We start from the raw sequence: 21,162 nt of genomic DNA, 5'->3' as shown, positions 1-21,162 counted from the left end.
TCTTTCGAAGCAGCCGGTCAGACAGCGTTCCGGGGAACCGGTGCCACGGCCGGTACTGGGCCGGCGAGGTGTGCCGACCATTCGGTGACCCGGCGGGCGACGTCCTGGGCGGTGAGGCCGATCCGGGACAGCACCTCGTCGCGGCTGCCGTGGTCGTGGAACGTTTGCGGCACCGCCAGGTCGCGCAGCGGGACGTCGCATTCGGCGTCGCGGAAGACCGCCGCCAGGGCCGAGCCGAAGCCGCCGTGGCGGCCGCTGTCCTCGACCGTGACGACCAGCTTGTGCTGCTCGGCCAGCGCGACCAGCTCGGCCGGCACCGGCAGCACCCAGCGCGGGTCGACGACCGTGACGCCGATGCCCTGGTCGGCCAGGCGGGCCGCGGCGGCGAGACCGAGCGGGGCGAACGCGCCGACCGTGACCAGCAGGACGTCGGCGCCTTCCTTCGGGCGGCGCAGCACGTCGACCGTGCCGAGCCGCTCGACCGCCGTGACGTCCGTGCCGACCTTGCCCTTGGAGAACCATGTAGCCGACGTGCAGGCCACTCACACGGATCCGCGCGGCACGAGTTCCTGCCGTAGTGCGTTGGTCGGCTGCCATTCCGCGCCCTTGGCCGAGAAGTACGCGCCCGGGATGTCACCGGCGTACTGGTCATCGCGGGCTGGAAGAAGGCGAACAACCCGTCGACGTCCGTCAAGCGGGATGACCGGCTGTTCGGCGGGTGCCGATCGCGGCGGCCACGGTCAGGAGGGCCACGGCCGCACCGGCCACGGCGGCCTGCTGCAACGCGGTGTGCTGCCGGGTGACGTCGCCGGAGAGATAGGGGCCCGTGAGCAGGCTGGCGGTGACCGCGATGCCGAGAGCGGCGCCGACCTCGCGGGTGGCGTCGTTGACGGCCGACCCGACGCCCGCGCGGTTCGGCGGCACGCAGGTGAGCACGGTCATGGTCGCCGGCAGCACGGCCATGCCCGCGCCGGTTCCGGCGATGGCGGCGAACCACGCGAGCCGGCTCCCGTCAGCGTCCATGGTGCTGACCAGCGGCAGGTAGGCGGCCGCGAAAAGCACCATTCCTCCCGCTGTCACGGCTCGCTCCGCCGCCGGGGGCGTCACGGCCGCGACGGCGAAGCCGACCAGCATGCCGCCGACCAGGGGCAGCAGGCGTGCCCCGGCTGAGGCGGGGGAATCGCCCAGCCGGGCCTGCGCGTGGAACATCACCAGCAGCAGGGCGCCGAAGAAGCAGAACGCAGAAGCGGCGAGGACCAGCACCGAGACGCGGAACCTGCTCACGCGCCACAGCCCGGCGGGCAGCAGCGCTTCGGGGGTGCGGCGGGAGTGCATCACGAACCCCGCGCTCGTGGCGGCGCTCGCGGCGAGCCCGGACCACGCCGGCCAACCCCAGCCGTGCTGCCCACTCCAGAAGATCACGAAGACCAGCGAGAACACGGCCATCCCCGAAAGGGCCGCTCCGCGCACGTCCACCCGGGGCGCGTCACGGTCCCGGGTCTCGGGCACCCACCGGCAGGCCGCCAGAGTCAGGACGAGCACCGGCACGTTGATCCAGAACCCCGCCCGCCACCCGTAGTGCTGGACCAGATACCCGCCGAGCAGCGGCCCCGACAGGCCACCAAGTCCTGCCATGAGCGCCCACCACGCCACCGCCCACCGGCGTTCCCGCGGCCGCGGGAACAGGGCACCGATGGTCGCCAGCGTCGATGGCATCACGAGTGCGGCGCCTGCGCCCATCAGCAGGCGGGCACTGAGCACCACGAGCCCGCTGTTCGCGACCGCTCCCGCGACCGAAGCCACGGTGAACAGCATCAGCCCGCAGGCGAAAAGCCGCCGGCGGCCGTAGCGGTCACCGATCGCCCCGGCCGCCAGCACCCCGCAAGCCAGGGTCAAGGTGTAGCCGTCGAGGATCCATTCGAGGAGACCGGGCCCGGGACGCAGATCGGCGCTCAGCGGGAACACCGCCACGTTCAGTACGGTGACATCCAGGCTGATGACGAACAGTCCCATGGACAAGACGCTCGTCGCGACCCACGGCTTCGTCTTCCTGGTCGCGGCGAGCGAGCCGTGACTCGCGCCGTTGCCGTTCGCACTCGTGCTCATGGCCTGGGGAATCCCTTTCTGTCGACACGCCGCGCCGCGATCCAACTCACAAATGCATCACTATCATTCATTTCGAGGTGATTCCACAGCGCCTGCGGGTGCCGGATATCCCGTGCGCGAATCGGATCTCCGTGCCGATACGGCAGCGGTGGAGTTTCCGGGATTTCTCTTGCGACCCCTTCGACGCCTTTTTCACTGGCTAGGGCGAACTCGCGAATCGCCCTGGGGCGTACTTGACCACGACCCGTCACCTTGGGGGAAACTGGAGGCCGCCGCGCGGGCCGTGCGGTGTCTCCCTGAGAGGGGGTCTAGGTGAGCTGGGCTGGCGAAAGTCAGGAAGAGTCGCGGACCGAACCGGAACGGCCGGCGTTCTCGAGCCTCCCCCGGAGGGACCTGGACGAGCTGCTCGATCAGCTCGTCGAACAAGTGCAGGACGTGATGGGCCTCGACGGGCGGTCGCGCGGCCTTTTGCGTGTGAGCCGGATGGTGGCCGGCGACCTCGCCCTGCCGACCGTGCTGCGCCGGGTCGTCGAGGCGGCCCGTGACCTGCTGGGTGCCCGCTACGCGGCGCTCGGCGTGCTCGGGCCTGACAACCGGCTCGCCGAGTTCGTCCACGTCGGCATGGACGCCGAAACCGTGGCGCGGGTCGGGCGGCCGCCGGAGGGTGCCGGGTTGTTCGGGGCAGTGGCGGCGGATTCGCGCCCGATCCGGCTGGCGAACATCACCGACGATCCGCGCTCGTCCGGCTTCCCGGATGCGTACCCGCCGATGTGCAGCTTTCTCGGTGTGCCGATCAGCGTCCGTGGTGTCGTGTTCGGCAACCTCTACCTCACCGAATCCCGGCAAGGCGAGTTCGGCGCGGAGGACGAGCAGCTCGCCGTGGCGCTTGCCGCGATCGCCGGGCAGGCGATCGCCAACGCCCGGCTTCGTGAGACCATGCGCAAGCAGCAGGAGTGGCTCGCCGCCTCGACGGCGATCACGCGGGAACTGCTCGCCGCCCGCTCCGCAAGTCCACTCGAGCTGATCGCCGTGCACACCCAGGACGTCGCCGACGCCGACCTGGTCACCGTGCTGCGCCCGGACGGTGCGGGCCTCCGCATCGAGGTCGCGGTCGGTGCCGGTGCCGACGAGCTGCAGTGGAGCCACGTCGATGTGGACAGCACGATGTGCGGCCAGGTCTTCGCCAGCGGTGCGCCGGTCGCGGGGTCGAGGATCGACCGGTACTCCGGGCTGGGTGCCCCCATCCCGCTCCGGACGGACCTCGACGCGATGCTGGCCGTCCCGCTGACCGGGGCCGGGCGGGTGAACGGCGTGCTGACGGCCTCCCGGAAGATCGGCCGGCCGGGCTTCACCGCCGAAGACCTCGAACTGGCCGCGGGCTTCATTGACCAGGCCTCGATGGCCGTCGAGCTGGCGGACGCCCGTGTCGAACAGCAGCACGCGGAGCTCTACGACGAACGCAGCCGGGTCGCGGTCGAGTTGCACAGCCATGTGGTGCAACGGCTGTATGCGATCGGCCTGTCCCTGCAGACGACCGCGGACGCGATCCGCCCGGAGAAGACCGCCGGCCGGGTCCGGGAGGCGATCGCCGATCTCGGCGCGGTGGTCACCCGGATCCGCGAGACGGCCTTCCTGCTGGACGACCTGCTTCCGCACCCCGCGTCGGCCGTGCACGACCGGCTCCGGGAGGTCTTGTTCGAGGTCTGCGCCGAGTGGGGGCTGACCGCGGCGATCGAGTTCGTCGGCCACGCCGACGTGATCGTTCCGGACAAACTCACGGACGCGCTGGCCGATGCCCTGCGGGAAGGCCTGCGGTTGATCGCCCGGCACACGGGAGCTGCGGCCGTCCGGCTCGAGATCCAGCCGTGCGAAGACCAGCTGAGCGTACTCCTCGGTCACGACGGCAGTGCCGAGCTCACCATGCTGCCGGACACGGAGCTGGCCGAGTTCGCCGAGCCGCTGCTTCGCCGCGGTGGCACTTCGGAGGTCGGTGAGACCGCCTTGAACTGGTGGATGCCGCTGCGATCGCGCTGGGGTTGCTGAGTGCAGAAACGCGCCCGTAACCGTAAAGGGTGAACGTCCCTCGAAATCGCTGTTCCGGATATCCGATTGTTGAAGCTGATATCCGGAACGCGCACGCACCGTGGAACTGTTTCGAACCCAATGATAGGAATGAATTCCGTAGTTCGATCCCGGCGTGCCGCACGACGGTGTTACGGAGGCCGTGAAGTGACTGCGATAGACCTGGGACTGCCCACTCTCGGCGGCCTGGACCTTGTGCCCACCACCGATGAGCCGCAGAAGGCCAAGGACTACAAGTCGGACCAGGAGGTCCGCTGGTGTCCCGGCTGCGGCGACTACGTCGTGCTCAACGCGGTCCAGTCCTTCTTGCCGACGCTGGGGCTCAAGCGCGAGAACATCGTGTTCGTCTCCGGGATCGGCTGCTCCTCGCGGTTCCCGTACTACTTGAACACCTACGGCATGCACTCGATCCACGGCCGTGCGCCGTCGATCGCGACCGGGCTGGCGACGACACGCCCGGATCTGTCGGTGTGGGTCGTCACCGGTGACGGCGACGCGCTGTCGATCGGCGGCAACCACCTGATCCACGCGTTGCGCCGCAACGTGAACATCAAGATCCTGCTGTTCAACAACCGGGTCTACGGGCTGACCAAGGGCCAGTACTCCCCGACGTCGGGGCCGGGCATGGTCACCAAGTCGTCGCCGATGGGTTCGGTGGACACGCCGTTCAACCCGCTGTCGCTGGCGATCGGCGCCGAGGCGTCGTTCGTGGGCCGGGCGATGGACTCCGACCGCAAGGGCCTCACCGAGGTCCTGCAGGCCGCGGCCGAGCACCGCGGGTCGGCGCTGGTCGAGATCTACCAGAACTGCCCGATCTTCAATGACGGTGCGTTCGACGTTCTCAAGGACGCCGACGAGGCCGCCGCCCGGCTGATCCCGCTGCGCGCCGGTGAGCCGATCCGCTTCGGCCCGAACCAGGAGTTCGGCGTGAAGCGCAGTGACTGGGGCGGCTTGGACGTCGCCAAGGTCGCCGACATCGGCGAGGACAACATCGTGGTGCACGACCCGGCGATCACCGACACGTCGTACGCGTTCGCGCTGTCGCGCCTTGGCGATCAGAGCCTCAACCACGTCCCGACGGGTATCCTGCGCCAGGTCGAGCGCCCCACCTACGACGACGGCGCCCGCGCCCAGGTCGAGGAGGCCCGCGCGGCCCGCAAGCCGGACCTGCAGGGCCTGCTGCGCGGCAAGGACACCTGGACGATCAGGTAGCCGGCGTTCCGGCTACGGCATCACGTATGGAACGACCCTCAGCGAGGCCGTTCTCGGCGACGTTCGAATCGGTGACTTGGCGCTGTGCATCGTCGTAGGCGTTGATAATTTCGAAGGGGAGACGGCCCCGTGTGAAGATGTCGTAGCCGTTCTTGGAGGCCCAGAAGCGGATCGCGCGTGATTGCTCACGGACGGCACTGCTCGTCGACGTCGGCTGGGTGGCTGTGATCCGGATCTTGCGACCACCGGACCGGCGGCTCACGGCGATGAACCGGGCGAGCTCCCCGCGTAGGGCGGTGGCGTTGTCGTCGGATAGGTCGATTTCGTAGCTGACGCCGTCGAGGCTGAAGGGGATGGTGTGACGGGCGGGGCTGCCGTCGAGGTCGTCCAGCAACTCGACGATGACCTTTTGTGCCATGAAATTCGTCCTCTTTCAATGTGCCCGCGCATCACCGTCGAGGTGGCGCGCCCGCTCTTCGCCGGGGAGCAGGCGGCGAAGAGCGGGCGATTCGATCGGGCGACCGCGATGGGCTCATGCCCCACGCCCCCATCGGGGTCTCGTCGTTCCCGGCGTCTCGCCGGTTGGCGGCGAGACAACTGGATCAGACTACCCGCCCGGATTATATGCATTGGCGGCGAGTCCCGGACAACAGTCGTGCCATGGGTTTATTCATGGAAATCGCGAGCGATGTTTGTGTTCCTTTACAAGGTCATGCGGACGTGGTCATTGGCGGAGTGTGCTGGCGGGGGTGACGCCGTAGGTTTCGCGGTAGGTGGCAGCGAAGCGGGCGGCGTGGGCGAAGCCCCAGCGGGCGGCGATGGCGGCGACGGTGTCGCCTCGGGCGGGGTCCGCTTTCTGGAGCTCGTGGTGGGCGTGGTCGAGTCGCACCTGGCGGAGGTAGGCCATGGGCGTGATGTCCTGGTGGCGGCGGAAGGCGTAGTGGAGGGCGCGAGGGCCGATGCGGGCGGCCTCGGCGATGTCGGTGATCGTGATGGGGGACTGGGAGTGGGTTTCGATGAACGCGACGGCCCGCCGGACGGCGGCGGGGGCGGGGTCGTGCCCGGTGCCGGGTTCGGTGCGGGTGTCGTCGCCGAGGCCGCTGTGGGTGAAGGTGGCGAGGAGTGTGGCGGCAAGCAGGTGGGTTGCTTCGGCGAGGATGATCGGGTTCTCCGTGGCGACGGCGTTGCTGAAAACGGCGTGGCGGACGTAGTCGACCGTGGCGAGCCAGTGCCGGCCGAGGTCTGGTGCGGGGGAGCGTTCCCAGTCGAAAGTCAGCCCGGTTTTCGGCAGTCCGACGCTCTCCGCAGCCGTCCGCAGCACGGTCTTCCAGTTCAACGCGACACTGCTGACGTTCAGTGGACCAGTGCGTGCGAAAGCCCGTTCGGTGGGTGGCAGCAGGGCTGGCTGGTGGAGGCCGGAAGTGACGGTCCGCTTGCCGGCACTGACTTCGATGCGGGTCAGCGGGCTTCGGGCGGTCATGATGAGCAGCCCGTCCAGTGGTTCGACGATGATTTGTGGTACCGGGGTACTTTGTACCTTTAACAGGCCGAGTCCATTGGTGGTGAGCAACTGCGCCGAACCGGTGAAGGTCTTCTGCTCACGTCCTACTCCGTGTCGATGGAACGTGATGAGATTGTTTTCGAACCAGTCGCGAAAACAATCGAAGTCCGTGGAGGTGAAACGTGTTTCGCTAATCTGCGGCGGAGTGGACACGGGACCTCATCGTGACTAGCGGAGCCGCCGCGGAGGTGGCCGCGTCGAGGACCACGGTGTTCGAAGTTTCTGTCACTGAACGATTGCATGAAAGCGTGTCATCGACAAGCCTCTGGATGGGGGATCGTGCATATCACTCGTTAGTGGCAATTGTGAAAACTTCCCACTAAAAGGTGAATTGCCGCAGTTTACTGTCCGGTCGGCGCACCGGATATCCGAATTGCGCAGCGGATGAGTGACGGCGAGATGGCCGTCTGCTAATGCTGTAAGGACGGATCCGCTGCAGGCGCTCCTCGTTCGACGCCGTCGCCGGTGCGGCGGTTACCCATCGGAAACCCTTCGTTCCCTCGGATCGGTCCACAACGATAGCGGGAACCCGGAGCTGCAAGCTGCCCGGCACAACGGACCTGCGCCAGCGGAGCATCACCCGCCGCACTCGTCCCACAGCCCGCCGCAAACCCTGAGCGAAGAGAGAACGCCATGGCTGCCCGCACCGCCACCGCCCCGGTCACCGTTGTCGGGACTCGACCCGAGGATGGCCTGCTGGTCGCGTCGGAGCTGCTGCTCGACGGGCGTGAGCTGGCCTGCCCGGCGGCGCCGTTGCTGGCCGGAGAACTGCGGCGACGCGGTGTGCCGACGGCGACGGCGACCCTGAAGCTGGCCGGTGACAGCCAGGTCGAGGCCAGCTTCGCCACGGTGTCCTCAGGCGACTTCGAACTGGGGCTGGCCGTCGCCGCGGCCGGCGCGGACCGGGCCGTCGCCGACAGCGTCGTGCAGACCTGGCTGAGCCTCGCCGGTCCACGCACGGTGCTGCTGGCCAGTCCACGCTCCTTCTGCGCCGGTGTCGAGCGGGCCATCGAGATCGTGCTGCGCACGATCGAGCGGCGGAGCACCCAGGTCTACGTGCGCAAGCAGATCGTGCACAACACCCACGTCGTCAAGGACCTGGAACGGCGGGGAGCCCGGTTCGTCGACGAGCTGGACGAGGTTCCGGACGGCGCGACCGTGGTGTTCTCCGCGCACGGCGTCTCGCCTGCGGTCCGCGACGAGGCGGAACGCCGCGGGATGGAGGTCATCGACGGCACCTGCCCGCTGGTGACCAAGGTGCACGCCGAGGCCCGCCGGTTCGCCGGCCGTGGCGACACCGTGGTGATGGTCGGGCACGCCGAGCACGAGGAGGTCGAGGGCACGATGGGCGAGGCGCCCGGATCCATGGTGCTGGTGGCCGACGTCGACGACGTGCTGGCGCTGGAGCTGGAGGAAGTCAGCCGGGTGTCCTACCTGACCCAGACCACGCTGGCCGTCGACGAGACCGCCGAGGTGATCGACGCGCTGCGGGACAAGTTCCCCGCGTTGAGGGAACCCGGGTCGGACGACATCTGTTACGCGACCACCAACCGCCAGGACGCGGTGCGGCAGATCATCGCCGAGTCCGAGCTGGTGCTGGTGGTCGGGTCGGCCAACTCGTCCAACTCGGTGCGGCTGGTGGAGCTGTGCCGGCGCCAGGATGCCGAGGCCCACCTCATCGAAGACGTCTCGCACATCCGGCCGGAGTGGCTGACCGGGGTGAAGACGGTGGGGCTGACCGCCGGCGCGTCGGCACCGCCGGAACTGGTGTACGAGGTGATCGCCGCGCTCGGCGGTCTCGGCCAGGTCGCCGTGCTGGAACGGGAGGCGGCACGGGAGACGATCCAATTCGGTCTCCCGGCAACACTGAGGAGCTCCTCGTGACCGACCTCCGCGAAGCGACCGGGCACTCCCACGCCGACCTGAGGGAATACAGCCGGGACCGGCTGACTGCCTTGGCCGCAGACATCCGCGCGGCGCTGGTCCCGGCCGTGTGCGGGGTCGGCGGGCACCTCGGCCCGAACCTGGGTGTGGTGGAGCTGACGATCGCGCTGCACCGGGTGTTCCGGTCGCCGCAGGACCCGATCCTGTTCGACATCGGGCACCAGGCGTACGTGCACAAGATGCTCACCGGCCGCTGGGACGCCTTCGGCGGCCTGCGGCAGTCCGGCGGCCTGTCCGGCTACCTGTCACGGAGGGAGAGCGCCCACGACTTCATTGAGAACTCCCATGCCTCGACGGTGCTGTCTTACGCCGACGGCATGAGCCGGTCGTTCGAGCTGACCGGCAACCGGGACCGGCGGATCGTGGCGGTCCTCGGTGACGGCGCGCTGACCGGCGGCATGTGCTGGGAGGCGATGAACAACATCGGCGTGTCCGGCCGGCCGCTCGTCGTCGTCCTGAACGACAACGAGCGGTCGTACGAGCCGACCCTCGGCGCGGTCGCCGAGCACCTCGCCGGGCTGCGGTCGGATGCGGTCGCCGGGCAGAACCTGTTTGAGCAGCTGGGTTTCGAGTACCTCGGTCCCGTAGACGGCCACGACTTCGAGGCCCTGCACGACGTACTGTCCCTCGCCCGCGGCCGGTCGCATCCGGTGCTGGTGCACTGCGTGACGGTGAAGGGCAAGGGCTATCTGCCTGCCGAGCAGCACAAAGGCGACCGCATGCACGGTGTCGGCGTGCTGGATCCGGAGACCGGCAAGAGCCGCACCTGCGGCAGGCCCGGGTGGACGACGGTGTTCGGCGAGGAGATCGCCGCCATCGCCCGCCGGCGCCAGGACGTGGTCGGCGTGACGGCGGCGATGAAGTTCCCGGTCGGGTTCGGGCAGTTCGCCAGGGAGTTCCCGGAGCGGGTGATCGACGTCGGCATGGCCGAACAGCACGCCGTGACCTCGGCCGCCGGCCTGGCCATGGGCGGCCTGCACCCCGTGGTCGCCCTCTACGCGACCTTCCTCAACCGGGCGTTCGACCAGGTCCTGATGGACGTCGCCCTGCACAGCCTGCCGGTGACGTTCGTGCTGGACCGCGCCGGGGTGACGGGCCCGGACGGGCCGAGTCACCACGGCATGTGGGACCTGTCGCTGCTGGCGATGGTGCCGGGGATGCAGGTTGCCTGTCCCCGTGACGCGGACCGGCTGCGTCAGCTGCTGCGCGAGGCCGTGACGCACCCCGGTCCCACGGCGATCAGGTTCCCGAAGGCGTCGGTGGGGGAGCCGGTGCCCGCGTGCGCCAGCTTCGAAGACATCGACGTGCTGCACTCCGACGGCAAGGACGTGCTGATCGTCGCCGTCGGGCCGACCGCTCCGCTGTGCCTGCGGGTGGCGGAGATCCTCCGCGCCCGCGGTGTCGGTGCCACGGTGGTCGACCCGCGCTGGGTGCTGCCGGTGGCGCCGGCCCTCGTCGGCTTCGCCACCCGGTTCGGTCTCGTGTCCGTCGTGGAAGACGGCGTCGAGGCCGGCGGCGTGGGCGACGCCGTGACCCGGGCCTGCGCGTCGGCCGGTGTCGACGTTCCGGTGCGCTCTTTCGCCCTTCCCCGGGCTTTCCTCGCCCAGGGCAGCCGTGACGAGGTGCTGACGCGTGGCGGGCTGGCGGAGCGGGTGGTGGCCGAGCGGATCGGCCGTTGCCTGGAGTGAGGAACCGATGACCACCATCCCGTGAGGAGAACAGCTGTGCCTGTGTCCCTGGGTATGCCCGAGGCCCCCGTGCCTACCTTGTCCGCTCGCCGGCCGACCCGGCAGCTGAAGGTGGGGGCGGTCGGTGTCGGCAGTGAGCATCCCGTGTCCGTGCAGTCCATGACGACGACGTTGACCTCGAACGTCGACGAGACGCTGCAGCAGATCGCCGAGCTGACCACGGCGGGCTGCGACATCGTGCGTGTCGCCTGCCCGTCGCAGGACGACGCGGACGCGCTGCCGGCGATCGCGAAGAAGTCGTCCATCCCGGTCATCGCCGACATCCACTTCCAGCCCAAGTACGTCTTCGCCGCGATCGAGGCCGGTTGTGCCGCGGTGCGCGTGAACCCCGGGAACATCCGGAAGTTCGACGACAAGGTCAAGGAGATCGCACAGGCCGCGAAGGACCACGGAACGCCGATCCGGATCGGCGTCAACGCCGGTTCGCTGGACCCCCGCCTGTTGCAGAAGCACGGCAAGGCGACTCCGGAAGCGCTGGTGGAGTCGGCGTTGTGGGAGGCGTCGCTGTTCGCCGAGCACGACTTCCACGACATCAAGATCTCGGTCAAGCACAACGACCCGGTGATCATGGTGCGTGCCTACGAGCTGCTGGCCGAGTCGTGCGACTACCCGTTGCACCTGGGCGTTACCGAGGCTGGCCCGCCGTTCCAGGGCACGATCAAGTCGGCGGTGGGCTTCGGCGCGCTGCTGAGGCAGGGGATCGGCGACACCATCCGGGTTTCGCTGTCCGCGCCGCCGGTCGAGGAGATCAAGGTCGGCACGCAGATCCTGCAATCGCTGAACCTGCGGCCGCGCAAGCTGGAGATCGTGTCGTGCCCGTCGTGCGGGCGCGCGCAGGTCGACGTCTACAAGCTCGCCGAGGAGGTCACCGCCAGCCTGGAGGGCATGGAGGTGCCGCTGCGCGTGGCCGTCATGGGCTGCGTCGTCAACGGCCCCGGGGAGGCTCGTGAGGCCGATCTCGGTGTGGCGTCGGGCAACGGCAAGGGCCAGATCTTCGTCAAGGGCAAGGTCGTCAAGACGGTGCCGGAGCACCAGATCGTGGAGACCCTAATCGGAGAGGCGCTGCGCATCGCCGAAACCATGTAAACCACTGAAGAAGGAGCGTCGAGCCAGTGACCGTTCACCAGACCGGCACCACTCATCCTCGCATCGACCTGCGCGCTGTGCGCGGGGACGTCGAGCACCGTCTCAGGTCCTTTTTGGACGAAAAGGAACGCTCTGAGGACGGCGGTGTACTGGAGGTCCCGCTCAAGGTGCTGCGCGACTTCCTCGACGGCGGCGGCAAACGGGTGCGTCCCCTGTTCTGTTGTATGGGCTGGCTGGCCGTTTCGGACGGGCCGCTGGAACCGGCCGTGCTGCGCGTGGCGGCCGGTCTCGAGCTGCTCCACACCGCCGTGCTCATCCACGACGACCTGGTCGACGTCTCCGACACCCGGCACGACCGGCCCACGGTGCACCGTGACTTCGCCGCGCACAGTCCCGTGCCACGAGAGGACTGGTTCGGGCAGGGCTCGGCGGTCCTGCTCGGTGATCTGTGCGAGGCGTGGTCCGCGGAGCTGCTGGGCCGGCTCGCCGGCCCGCAGCCGGACACCGTCCGCGAGGCGCTCGACCGCATGCGCAGCGAGGTCAACGTCGGGCAGTTGCTCGACCTCAGGTCGTGCGGCGGGGACCCCGGGAGCGTGGAGGACGCATTCCGGTTGATCCACTACAAGACGACGAAGTACACGGTCGAGCGGCCGTTGCAGATCGGTGCGGCGCTGGCCGGTGGTGATCGCGCCGTGCTGGAGACGTGCAGCGCCTACGCCCGTCCACTGGGCGAGGCGTTCCAGATGTACGACGACCTCGAGGACGTCGACGGGGAGGTGGCCGGCGGCGACGACCTGCGCGATGGCAAGCACACGGTCGTACTGGCGCTGGCTCTGCAGCACGCCGGCGAGCGCGACGCCGGTCGCCTGCGGGAGCTGGTCGGGGACGGCTCACTGGACGAGGACGGCATCAAGGAGGCTCGTGACCTGATCGCCGGCTCCGGGGCGCCGGCGCTGGTCCGCCGGATGGTCTGCGACCGTCGGCAGCAGGCACTGGACGTCCTGGACACGGCGCCGTTCCAGCCCGACGCGAAAAAAGCATTGCGGGGCCTGACGGATCTGGCGATCCCGGGCGTGTCCACGTGGGAGATCACCGATGCCGCATGAAACCGTCGACATCCCCTTCGACGTCCGCTGCGCCCCGGGAATGGAAGAGGCCAACGACGCCGTCGTGGGGTGGCTGGCGGAGCAGGGCTTGCTGCGCGGCGCCGAACAGGTCAAGTACTTCGCGTCCATGCGGGTGGGCCTGAGCGCGGCCTTGAGCTACCCGGAGGCCCGGGGGCGCGATCTGGACCTGGCGGCCACGATGATCGGGTTCCTCCTGCTGGTCGACGACCAGGCCGACACCGATTCGGCGAGCAAGACCCATGACGTCGTCGAGGAGCTGCTGGAGCTGCTGGACCACGACAGCCCCGAGCGGGCGGCGGCACGGACGGTGGTCGGCACCGCCTGGTGTGCGCTGTGGCCACGCTTAAACGAGGGCATGTCGGCCGGCTGGCGGGACCGCATCCGCCGGGACCTGGCTCGCTTGTGGCGGACGTACCTGGGTGAGCGGCGCCTGCTGAGCCCGGCGGCCTATCTGGAGTGGCGGCGGGCCAACGTCGGCCTGCCGGTGTTCCTGGACCTCAACGAACGGGTGGTGCACTACGAGCTGCCCGCGTCTGTCCGCGGCTCCGCGCTGCTCCGGGAGCTGGAGGAGGAGTCCTTCCGGATGTTCACGCTCCCCAACGACCTGTTCTCGCTGGAGCGCGAACGGAACCGCGGGGAGGTGCACAACATGGTCACGGTGCTGGAGGCCGCCACCGGCTGCACCCTCGAGCAGGCGGTTAACGATGTCCGCTGCCTGGTCCGCGACGCCGGACAGAGGTTTCGCTACCTGGAAGAGCGGCTGCCCGGTCTGGCCGCCGAGCTGAGCGCGTCCGACGAGGCCGCCCTGACCGGCCACGTGCAGGCCCTGCGGGACATCGCCCGTGGCTGCTACGAGTGGCAGCGCCTGGGCTCGGACCGGTACTCCGGCAGCGGAGCCGTCGCGGCGCGCGACAGCGGCTACGAAGGCCCGGTCGCGGGGCGGCCGCCCCGGCACGTGGCGTTCGTCCCGGACGGGAACCGGCGCTGGGCGCGCGCCGGCGGCGTCTCGCCGGCGGAGGGGGTGCACCGGGGAACCGAGCGCTTCGCGCCGGTGCTGGAGTGGTGCGCCGACGCGGGTGTGGAAGTGGTGACGCTGTGGCTGTCCTCGCCGGACAACGTGGCGAAGCGCCCGGTTGAGCAGGTGGAAGCCGCGCTGGAGCACACGCGGCAGGCGGTGGCGGCGCTGGCCTCCTCGGGCCGGTATCGGCTGGTCCCCATCGGCGATTTGCGTCTGCTGCCGCAGTCGTTCACCAACGCGCTGGAGAGCGTGCGGGTGGCCACCGCGGACGTGGTGGGCATGACCGTCAACCTGGCGTGCTCGTACAGCGGTACCTGGGACATCCTCCAGGCTGCGCAAGCCTGTGCCGGAGAGAGCGGCTGGACCCGCGAGCGGTTCGAGGCGGCCTTGTCCACGGCCGGTCAGCCGGGGGTGGATCTGGTGGTCCGCACCTCGGGTGAACGGCGGCTGTCGGGGTTCATGCCCTGGCAGGCCGCCGAAGCGGAGCTGCACTTCACCGAGGTGCTGTGGCCGGACTTCGAACGCACGCACTGGGAGCTGGCGCTGGCCGACTTCGCCGGCCGCCACCGGCGCGGCGGGGCGTAGTCGCCGGCGGCTGGTGCCGGGCGTTCTCGAATACCCGGCCGGAGGTTGTGTCGGATCCCAGCGCACTGGCCTGTGGCGGCCGGGCCGTTGTGTTCCGGCTCAAAGAATCGGCGCGTTCTCTGGAATGGCCACGGTGGAGAAGCGCGCCGTCATGGACGATCCTGGTCGAGAGGACACGACCGGGTGTTCTCGGCCGGGCCGGAGATCGTGTCACCGCCGGGGGGCGTGTGTGGCGATCCAGCCTACGGTGTGGCCGGTGGTACCGGGGAGGATGCCGCCGGCCACCACCCGCAACACCGGCGTTCTACTGCCGGTCAGCGCTGGGTCGCCCCCGCCGAGCCGAAGCTCTGCTGAGTCTCCGCGCGGCGGGCCGCCAGCGCGGCGGTGATCCGCTGCATCCCGGTCGGCTTGCCGAGGTCGATGCCGGTGAGCTCGCCGATCCGCCGCAGCCGGTAGTCCACCGTGTTGGGGTGGACGTGCAGCAGCCGTGCGGTGCGCCGCCGATTGTGTTCGTGTGCCAGGTAGTGGGTGAGCGTCGCGAACAGTTCGGGGTTGTCCGCCACGGGGTCGAGGACGGCGGCCAGTTTCGCCCTGGCCTGGCTGGGGCGCGTCAGCTGGTATTCGACGAGGAGGTCCTCGATCCGGTACAGCCCGGGCGGAAGTTCGAACCAGCGGACGACGTCGAGGAGCTCGCCGGTCTGGCGGGCCGCCGCGGGCACATCGGCCGGGCTCGCCAGAGCTGCGGCGGCGGTCACCGCCGAGCCCGCGGCCTCACCGAGCGTCCGGACGACGCCGGACCAGGCGCTCCAGTCGGTTTCGGCGCCGACCGGGACCAGCACGATCCCGCCGCCGCCGTCGAGGGAGGTCAGCGCCTGGTCGTCAGTGGCCGACTCCAGCACAGCTTGCACGCGCCGCACCATGCGCCGGGTCACCACCGTGCTGCTGACCCCCTGTTCCTCCTCGTCGGGGTGCCGCGCCACCGCCAGGGACAGCACGATGTACTCGAGGGCCACCGCGAACCCGTCGGATGGGATCGCCCCGGTGGTCGGCGCGTTCTGGAGCAGAGCCCGCAGCAGGGTGCGGCGGACGTCGTCTTCCACGTCGCTGCCGGCACGGACCTCCTCGATGTAGCCCTTGGCCACGGCGCCGGTCGCCGCGCGGGCGAAGTCGAAAAGACGAGTGGCGAGTGCGCGGACGTCCTGCAGGTCCGCTGAACCCGCCGGCGCGGTCAGCCGGTTGAAGATTCCTTGGAAGCCCGTGAGGTAGGCGGCCAGCACAGCATCGAGGGACAGCCCCTCGGCCGCGCGCAGGGCCGCCGACCTGCCCAGCCGGTCCAACTCCGCTTCGGCGGGTTCGGCGTTCTCGCGCAACCAGCGTGCGTAGAAGTGGACCGCGTCGAGGCTGACGGAGGTCACGTCGTCGCGGATCGCCTCGGCGGGCAGCCGCCGGTATTCGGGCAGATCGCGCCGATGCCGCGCCACCATGCGCTCAACGACGTCGATGGCATTCCGTTCGAGCGTCAGGTGCACGGGCACGCCGCCGATCGTGATCGGCCTCGCCGGTTGGCGCCCAGTCAAGCGGATGTCCCTTCGGTCGCGAACGCGAGACGGCTCGGTTGCCTGCCGTGATCCGACGGCGAGGGCGAGCGATCGAGTGGGCGACGTCGATGGGTTCGCACTGACTCCCCATCGCGGATTGTAGCTACGAGCAATCGGTATTGGTCAACAGGATAGCCCGTTGGATTACCCCTAGAAAGGGATCTCGGGATTTGTGACAGTCCACAAGGATCGCCGATAGCGCTGATTCGATAAATGGGTCAGGATCCGGTGTTCGGCGGGAGCTGCGGATCGGGTCGTGGTCAGTTGCGGAGTGAAGTAGCTGGGGTGACACCGTAGGTTTCCCGGTAGGCGGCTGCGAAGCGGGCGGCGTGCGGGAAGCCCCAGCGCGCGGCGATTCCGGCCACCGTGTCCCCTCTGGCCGGATCGGCTTTCCGGAGGTCGTGGTGGGCGTGGTCGAGGCGGACCTGGCGGAGGTAGGCCATGGGAGTGGTGTCCTGGTGCCGGCGGAAGGCGTAGTGGAGGGCACGGGGTCCGATGCGGGCGGCGTCGGCGATGTCGGTCATCGTGATGGGGGACTGGGCGTGGGTCTCGATGAAGCAGATCGCGCGGCGGATGGCGGCTGGGGTGGAGGGGTCGCGCCCGGTGCCGGGTTCGGTGCGGGTGTCGTCGCCGAGGCCGCTGTGGGTGAACGTGGCCAGGACGGTAGTGGCGAGCAGGCGAGCGGCTTCGGCGAGAATGATGGGATTGCCGACGGCGGTGGCGTTGCCGAGGACGGTGTCGCGCACGTAGTCGACGGTGGCGAGCCAATGGCGGCTGAGGCCGGGCGGAACGGGGCGCGCCCAGTCGAAAGCGAGCCCGGTTTTGGGGAGGCCGGTGGTTTCGGCGGCCATGCCGAGCACGATCTGCCAGTTCAGCACGACGGTGCCGATGTCGAGCGGGCCGGAGCGGGCGTAGTTGGATGTGCGAGGCGGGAGCAGCGCCGGCTGGTGGAATCCGGGTGTGATGGATCGTCTGCTGGTGCCGAGTTCGAAGCGGGTTTGGGGGCTTTGGGCGGTCATCACGAGGAGTTGGTCCGGTGGTTCGACGTTGATCCGTGGCAGGGGGGAGCACCGCGCGTGCACCAGGGAGAATTCCCCGGCGGTGAGCATCTGCGCCGAGCACGAGAAATCCTTTACCGCACGGCTCGCGTCGCGTGGCCGGAACGTGATGAGGTTGTTCTCGAACCAGCTGCGGAACTGATCGAAGTCAGTGGTGGCGAACCGTCTTCTGTGGATCGGCGGGGAGAGTGTGGCGGACACCGGGACCTCATCGGTGGCATGCGGATTTACCGCGGATTTACCGCGTCCGGCGCCACGTCGCGCCTCGCGCTTTTCTGTCCGGTGAGGATCGCACGCAAATTGAGGACTCAACAATACTCCGGACGAGGGAGTGTTCATGTCACCCATTGGTGATCGCCGTAATTGATCGCCCGACAGGTGAACCGGTGCGCGTCGTCTGTCCGATCGGCGCACCGGATATCCAGATCGCGCAACGGACGAGTGACGGCGGGGCGGCCGTCTGCTATTGCTGTTGTGGCGGATCCCACTGGACGTTTCCCCGTCCGTCTGCAGCAGTAAGCCGCCTTGCACGCCTACGAGATCGGGAGCATCACCCGTCCGATGAGTAGCCAAACTCCACCGATGGTCACGAGGTCCGTGCCGGAGGTCTTCTCCTGGGCTCGGGCGCTGATCGCTCCCGCGCTGCACGCGGCGCTCAAGACCCTGCCCGAAGCCATCTGGCCCGCCGTCCTCTACCACTTCAGCTGGCAGGGCGCCGACGGCACACCGGAGAACGGGTTCACCGGCGAGATCTTCCGCCCGGCGCTGACCCTGCTCGCCGCCGAAGCGGCGGGAGGTGACCCGGCGGAGGCGGTGCCCGCCGCGGTTGCCGTCGAACTTGCCCACAACTTCTCCCTGCTCCACAACGACGTGACGGACCACCGCGCTACCCGGCGGCACCGCGCGGCTGCGTGGACGCTCTTCGGCTCCGGGCCTGCGATCCTCGCCGGCGACGCACTGCTGGCGCTGGCGCTCGGCGTGCTGTCCGAAATGCCGGACGCGCGCCACCCGTTGATCGACGCGGTCCTCGCCGGGATCGACGGGCACGCCCGGGACCTGTCCTTCGAGGACCGCTTCGACGTCACCCGTGCCGAATGCCTGGACATGATGAGCCTGAAGACCGGCGCGCTCGTGGCGTGCGCGTGCGGTCTCGGCGCCGCTGCGGGCGGCGGCGACCAGGGGTGCGTCGCCCGTCTCGAACTCTTCGGCGCGCACGTCGGTCTCGCCCGCCAGCTCGCCGACGACGTACTCGGCATCTGGGGCGAACCGGACGACACCGGCCGGCCTCGTCACGCGGACCTCGTCGCACACAAGAGGTCCGCCCCGGTGGTCGCGGTGCTCGACTCGCCCCAGCCCGCCGGAGCGGATCTGCTCGCGCTGCTGGCCCGCGGCTCGCTCTCCGCCGCCGACCACGAACGTGCCGCCGGCCTCGTCGAACGGGGCGGCGGCCGCAAGTGGACCCAGGAGCTGGCTGCTCGTCACCTGAGCGCGGCGCTGACCGAGCTGGACACCGCTGCCGCCGGCCGGGCGGTGGAAGAGCTTGCACTGCTGGCGCGGTTCGCCGCCGCCGGCGCCGCTCCTCCGGATTGACGACAGCCGGCGAAACCAAGGAGAACGTGCATGCATCTGGATCTCCCACCGCCCTACCCCGCCCGGTGCAGTCCCGACGTCGACACCGCGCGTGCCTACAGCACGGGCTGGGCGCGGCGGGTCGGCATCGTCGGCTCGGGCGACCCGTGGGCCGAGATCTGGGACGAGCAGGACCTCACCGACTTCGACTTCGGGCTGTTCGCCGCGCGGGTGCACCCCGACGCGCTCGGCGCCCGGCTGAACCTCATCGCCTGCTGGCACACCTGGAGCTGGTACCTCGGCGACCTCGTCATGGAACGCTTCAAGCGCACGCGCGACATCCCGGGCGCCCGGCAGTTCCTCATGCGGCTCGGCGAGATGCGCGAGGGAACGTGGAAGCCGGAGAACCCCGCCGAGCGAGGCCTGGCCGACCTGGTGCGGCGCACGAAGGCCGAGCCCGCCTGGGTCGAGCGGCTTGCTGAGCGGATGCCGAACATCGTTGACGACGCCCTCTGGGAGATCGCGAACCTGGCCACCGGCCGGGTTCCCGAACCGCTGGACTACCTCGCGATGCGCCGCCGAGTGGGCGGGGCATTGTGGGCCGCGCGGCTCAACGAGCTGGTTCTCGGCATCGACATCCCAGCCGAGATCCGCGGGACCACCTGGATGCAGCGGCTCGAAGAGGCGTTCGCCGACGTCGTCGGCCTGCACAACGACCTGGTCTCCTACCGCCGGGAGACCGAGTACGAGCAAGAGGTCTCCAACGGCGTTGTCGTCACGCAGGCGTTCCTGGCGACCGGCCTCGGCGACGCTGTGCTGCGCACCCACCGGCTGCTCGACGCGCGGCTCGAGTTGTTCGAACGGCTCGCGAGTGTCGAAGTGCTGGTAGTGCTCACGGACCGGCGGGTCCGGCCGGCCATCGCCGCGGTGGTCGCCCGGCACATCCAAGGGCTGCGGGACTGGCTGGCTGGCGACTACGAGTGGCATCGGGAGACGGCCCGCTACGAACCGGCGTCCTGGCAGCGCAAGAGCCCCCGGCTGCCGGTGGGCCCGAGCGGGCTAGGCACTTCGGCCACCCGGCCCTGGGAGAAGTGACCCACCCAGGGCCGGGTGGCCGACCACACCGGGGTGTCAGCGGTCAAGCTGGAACGCGCGCGACCAGCGTTCTTCGGAGGTGTGCACGTAGTCCCGGTAGGTGGCCGTACAGTCCGGGCACAGGGCCACGCCACCGAACTGCCCCGGAGCGGTCACGCCATAGACCTCGCGGCGGACGCACTTCGGGCACTTCTGTTCGTCGGGGAGCGTCAGCAGTTCGGCGAGACCGGGGGTCAGGATCGGGCTCATCCTGGCGATCGCGTCATCGCGCCGTTTTTCCGATTCGGGATTCGCCTCGTTCCGGTACCACAGTTTCACACCGTGCCGGGTCTGCTCGATCACTTCGTCGCTTTCGGGTTTCCCGATGACGAGCCCATCTTCGATGAACCGGTACCGGTGCATCATCATGTGCAGCAGCGGGAACTGCCTGGCGAGGTTCATCGCACACCTGCCACCGACCGTCCTGCACCATGTTTTGTCGAGCTCCCACTGCATCGACAGTGCCGCGTTGTACGCGTCCTTCCTGATGGACAGGTCGGATCCGCAGTATGCGTAGAAGTTACTGACCTCGCCCTCGGCCCGGTGCTTGAACATGGCGACGTTGTCATAGGTGTAGAGGGCGAGTTCGGAAATCCCCCGGTTCTGCTCCTCGGAGAGCCAGTCGTCCACGTCGTTGCACGACTTGGCGAATGCCACGAAGATCCGCACGCCCCCGTCGGTGTCCCGTAGCCGGAGGTAGGCCTGCGGCGACGTGGCCAGCGCCTCGATCCAGCTGGTCACCAAGTCCGAGTTCTGTTCTCCGGCTTTCAGGGTGGAGAACAGGATGGCCGTCAGAAATTCTCGGGTCATGTCCTCGTGGACTTCGGTTCCGCCGAAGAGCAGGTCCAGCATTTCGTGGATGTCGTACCCCAGCAGTACGCACCCCGGATCGGCCATGGACGCTACGTCGATCAATTCGGCGCGGTACTCCGCGATGGTCGCCACGGTGGTCAGGCGCACCACCGCCATGTACTTGGGCCAGTTGGTGAATTCCGGGATGACGCAGCGGGTGTACTCCCAGGCCGTGGTGATGGTTTCCACTCGCTCTGCCTCGCTGAGCCCCAGGCCGCGGAGGTCCTTGTCGAGCTCTTCGGGGTACGGCAGGGACGCCTGCCCTGACGTGGTGCGCGGGGATCGGGTGGCGTTGGCGGACATCGTAGAACCTTTCAGTCGGGCGTTCGGTGAACGCGCCGTACAGGCAAATACCTGAAGAGGGGCCGGTATTCCTCAAGGACGCGTGCTTCCGATTCTGCGAATCTGCTGGTACGTGTACCCGACGATAGCAACCGAATCTGCGAGGGAAAACTCCTTCGATCAGTTACTGGACCCGTTGC

At 69.1% G+C, this 21,162-nt stretch carries 15 protein-coding genes and 1 pseudogene; 9 read left to right on the top strand and 7 right to left on the bottom strand.

From position 1 onward, the window contains the following. Positions 1 to 17: 17 nt before the first annotated feature. Positions 18 to 530: pseudogene (locus tag ACIOD2_RS47070) on the bottom strand (transketolase C-terminal domain-containing protein); the annotation flags it as partial. A 160-nt stretch (positions 531 to 690) separates the two neighbouring features. Next, on the bottom strand, positions 691 to 2,106 hold the full coding sequence (locus ACIOD2_RS47065; RefSeq protein ID WP_400552258.1) for an MFS transporter: 1,416 nt from the start codon (positions 2,104 to 2,106) through the stop codon (positions 691 to 693). Positions 2,107 to 2,418: 312 nt separating this feature from the next. On the opposite strand from ACIOD2_RS47065, the gene ACIOD2_RS47060 reads away from it, so the two are divergent. After that, a complete protein-coding gene (locus ACIOD2_RS47060; RefSeq protein WP_400552256.1) occupies positions 2,419 to 4,149 on the top strand; it encodes a GAF domain-containing protein in 1,731 nt (576 codons plus the stop codon). 186 nt (positions 4,150 to 4,335) lie between these two features. Next, positions 4,336 to 5,400: a 2-oxoacid:ferredoxin oxidoreductase subunit beta gene (locus ACIOD2_RS47055; RefSeq protein ID WP_400552254.1), complete on the top strand. Its 1,065-nt coding sequence runs from the start codon at positions 4,336 to 4,338 to the stop codon at positions 5,398 to 5,400. On the opposite strand, the gene ACIOD2_RS47050 is transcribed toward ACIOD2_RS47055, so the two are convergent. Together ACIOD2_RS47050 and ACIOD2_RS47045 are read right to left on the bottom strand one after the other, a co-directional pair. After that, positions 5,393 to 5,818 carry an Lsr2 family protein gene (locus tag ACIOD2_RS47050; protein ID WP_400552253.1) on the bottom strand — a complete coding sequence of 142 codons (426 nt, stop codon included), beginning with the start codon at positions 5,816 to 5,818 and terminating at the stop codon, positions 5,393 to 5,395. The genes ACIOD2_RS47055 and ACIOD2_RS47050 overlap by 8 nt on opposite strands. A 306-nt stretch (positions 5,819 to 6,124) precedes the next feature. After that, complete coding sequence (locus ACIOD2_RS47045; protein ID WP_400552251.1) at positions 6,125 to 7,114, bottom strand: helix-turn-helix transcriptional regulator; 990 nt, start codon at positions 7,112 to 7,114, stop codon at positions 6,125 to 6,127. Between the two features lie 480 nt (positions 7,115 to 7,594). On the opposite strand from ACIOD2_RS47045, the gene ispH reads away from it, so the two are divergent. The 5 genes from ispH to uppS are packed head-to-tail and all read left to right on the top strand — an operon-like array spanning position 7,595 to position 14,469. After that, complete coding sequence (gene ispH / locus ACIOD2_RS47040; protein WP_400552249.1) at positions 7,595 to 8,845, top strand: 4-hydroxy-3-methylbut-2-enyl diphosphate reductase; 1,251 nt, start codon at positions 7,595 to 7,597, stop codon at positions 8,843 to 8,845. Beyond that, the gene (locus ACIOD2_RS47035) at positions 8,842 to 10,593 is read left to right on the top strand and encodes a 1-deoxy-D-xylulose-5-phosphate synthase (RefSeq protein ID WP_400552247.1); all 1,752 of its coding nucleotides are present in this window, start codon (positions 8,842 to 8,844) and stop codon (positions 10,591 to 10,593) included. Before ispH ends, ACIOD2_RS47035 begins: the two co-directional genes overlap by 4 nt. Positions 10,594 to 10,629: 36 nt before the next feature. Beyond that, complete coding sequence (gene ispG / locus ACIOD2_RS47030) at positions 10,630 to 11,739, top strand: flavodoxin-dependent (E)-4-hydroxy-3-methylbut-2-enyl-diphosphate synthase (protein WP_400552245.1); 1,110 nt, start codon at positions 10,630 to 10,632, stop codon at positions 11,737 to 11,739. A gap of 26 nt (positions 11,740 to 11,765) precedes the next feature. Beyond that, a complete protein-coding gene (locus ACIOD2_RS47025; protein ID WP_400552243.1) occupies positions 11,766 to 12,845 on the top strand; it encodes a polyprenyl synthetase family protein in 1,080 nt (359 codons plus the stop codon). Next, entirely contained in the window at positions 12,835 to 14,469 is a 1,635-nt protein-coding gene (uppS, locus tag ACIOD2_RS47020) for a polyprenyl diphosphate synthase (RefSeq protein WP_400552241.1), read from the top strand. Before ACIOD2_RS47025 ends, uppS begins: the two co-directional genes overlap by 11 nt. Before the next feature lie 314 nt (positions 14,470 to 14,783). On the opposite strand, the gene ACIOD2_RS47015 is transcribed toward uppS, so the two are convergent. Beyond that, positions 14,784 to 16,004: a PucR family transcriptional regulator gene (locus ACIOD2_RS47015; RefSeq protein ID WP_400552239.1), complete on the bottom strand. Its 1,221-nt coding sequence runs from the start codon at positions 16,002 to 16,004 to the stop codon at positions 14,784 to 14,786. A 323-nt stretch (positions 16,005 to 16,327) separates the two neighbouring features. Continuing rightward, complete coding sequence (locus tag ACIOD2_RS47010; protein WP_400552237.1) at positions 16,328 to 17,326, bottom strand: helix-turn-helix transcriptional regulator; 999 nt, start codon at positions 17,324 to 17,326, stop codon at positions 16,328 to 16,330. Between the two features lie 381 nt (positions 17,327 to 17,707). Here ACIOD2_RS47010 and ACIOD2_RS47005 point away from each other — a divergent pair, with 381 nt between their 5' ends. Together ACIOD2_RS47005 and ACIOD2_RS47000 are read left to right on the top strand one after the other, a co-directional pair. Next, the gene (locus tag ACIOD2_RS47005; protein WP_400552236.1) at positions 17,708 to 18,715 is read left to right on the top strand and encodes a polyprenyl synthetase family protein; all 1,008 of its coding nucleotides are present in this window, start codon (positions 17,708 to 17,710) and stop codon (positions 18,713 to 18,715) included. A 30-nt stretch (positions 18,716 to 18,745) separates the two neighbouring features. Then, the gene (locus ACIOD2_RS47000) at positions 18,746 to 19,789 is read left to right on the top strand and encodes a hypothetical protein (protein ID WP_400552234.1); all 1,044 of its coding nucleotides are present in this window, start codon (positions 18,746 to 18,748) and stop codon (positions 19,787 to 19,789) included. 36 nt (positions 19,790 to 19,825) lie between these two features. On the opposite strand, the gene ACIOD2_RS46995 is transcribed toward ACIOD2_RS47000, so the two are convergent. Continuing rightward, positions 19,826 to 20,983, bottom strand: coding sequence for a hypothetical protein (locus ACIOD2_RS46995; RefSeq protein WP_400552232.1), 1,158 nt, complete (start codon positions 20,981 to 20,983; stop codon positions 19,826 to 19,828). Between the last annotated feature and the right edge of the window lie 179 nt (positions 20,984 to 21,162).

The organism is Amycolatopsis sp. NPDC088138 (assembly GCF_044741685.1).
Lineage (GTDB): Bacteria > Actinomycetota > Actinomycetes > Mycobacteriales > Pseudonocardiaceae > Amycolatopsis.
The sequence above is the reverse complement of the archived record's forward strand: the minus strand, read 5'-3'. Positions and strand labels throughout refer to the sequence as shown.

Coding starts and splice junctions, on each gene's coding strand:
- ACIOD2_RS47065 (WP_400552258.1), bottom strand. CDS start 2,106: ATGAGCACGAGTGCGAACGGCAACGGCGCGAGTCACGGCTCGCTCGCC.
- ACIOD2_RS47050 (WP_400552253.1), bottom strand. CDS start 5,818: ATGGCACAAAAGGTCATCGTCGAGTTGCTGGACGACCTCGACGGCAGC.
- ispH (WP_400552249.1), top strand. CDS start 7,595: ATGGCTGCCCGCACCGCCACCGCCCCGGTCACCGTTGTCGGGACTCGA.
- uppS (WP_400552241.1), top strand. CDS start 12,835: ATGCCGCATGAAACCGTCGACATCCCCTTCGACGTCCGCTGCGCCCCG.
- ACIOD2_RS47005 (WP_400552236.1), top strand. CDS start 17,708: ATGGTCACGAGGTCCGTGCCGGAGGTCTTCTCCTGGGCTCGGGCGCTG.
- ACIOD2_RS47000 (WP_400552234.1), top strand. CDS start 18,746: ATGCATCTGGATCTCCCACCGCCCTACCCCGCCCGGTGCAGTCCCGAC.
- ACIOD2_RS46995 (WP_400552232.1), bottom strand. CDS start 20,983: ATGTCCGCCAACGCCACCCGATCCCCGCGCACCACGTCAGGGCAGGCG.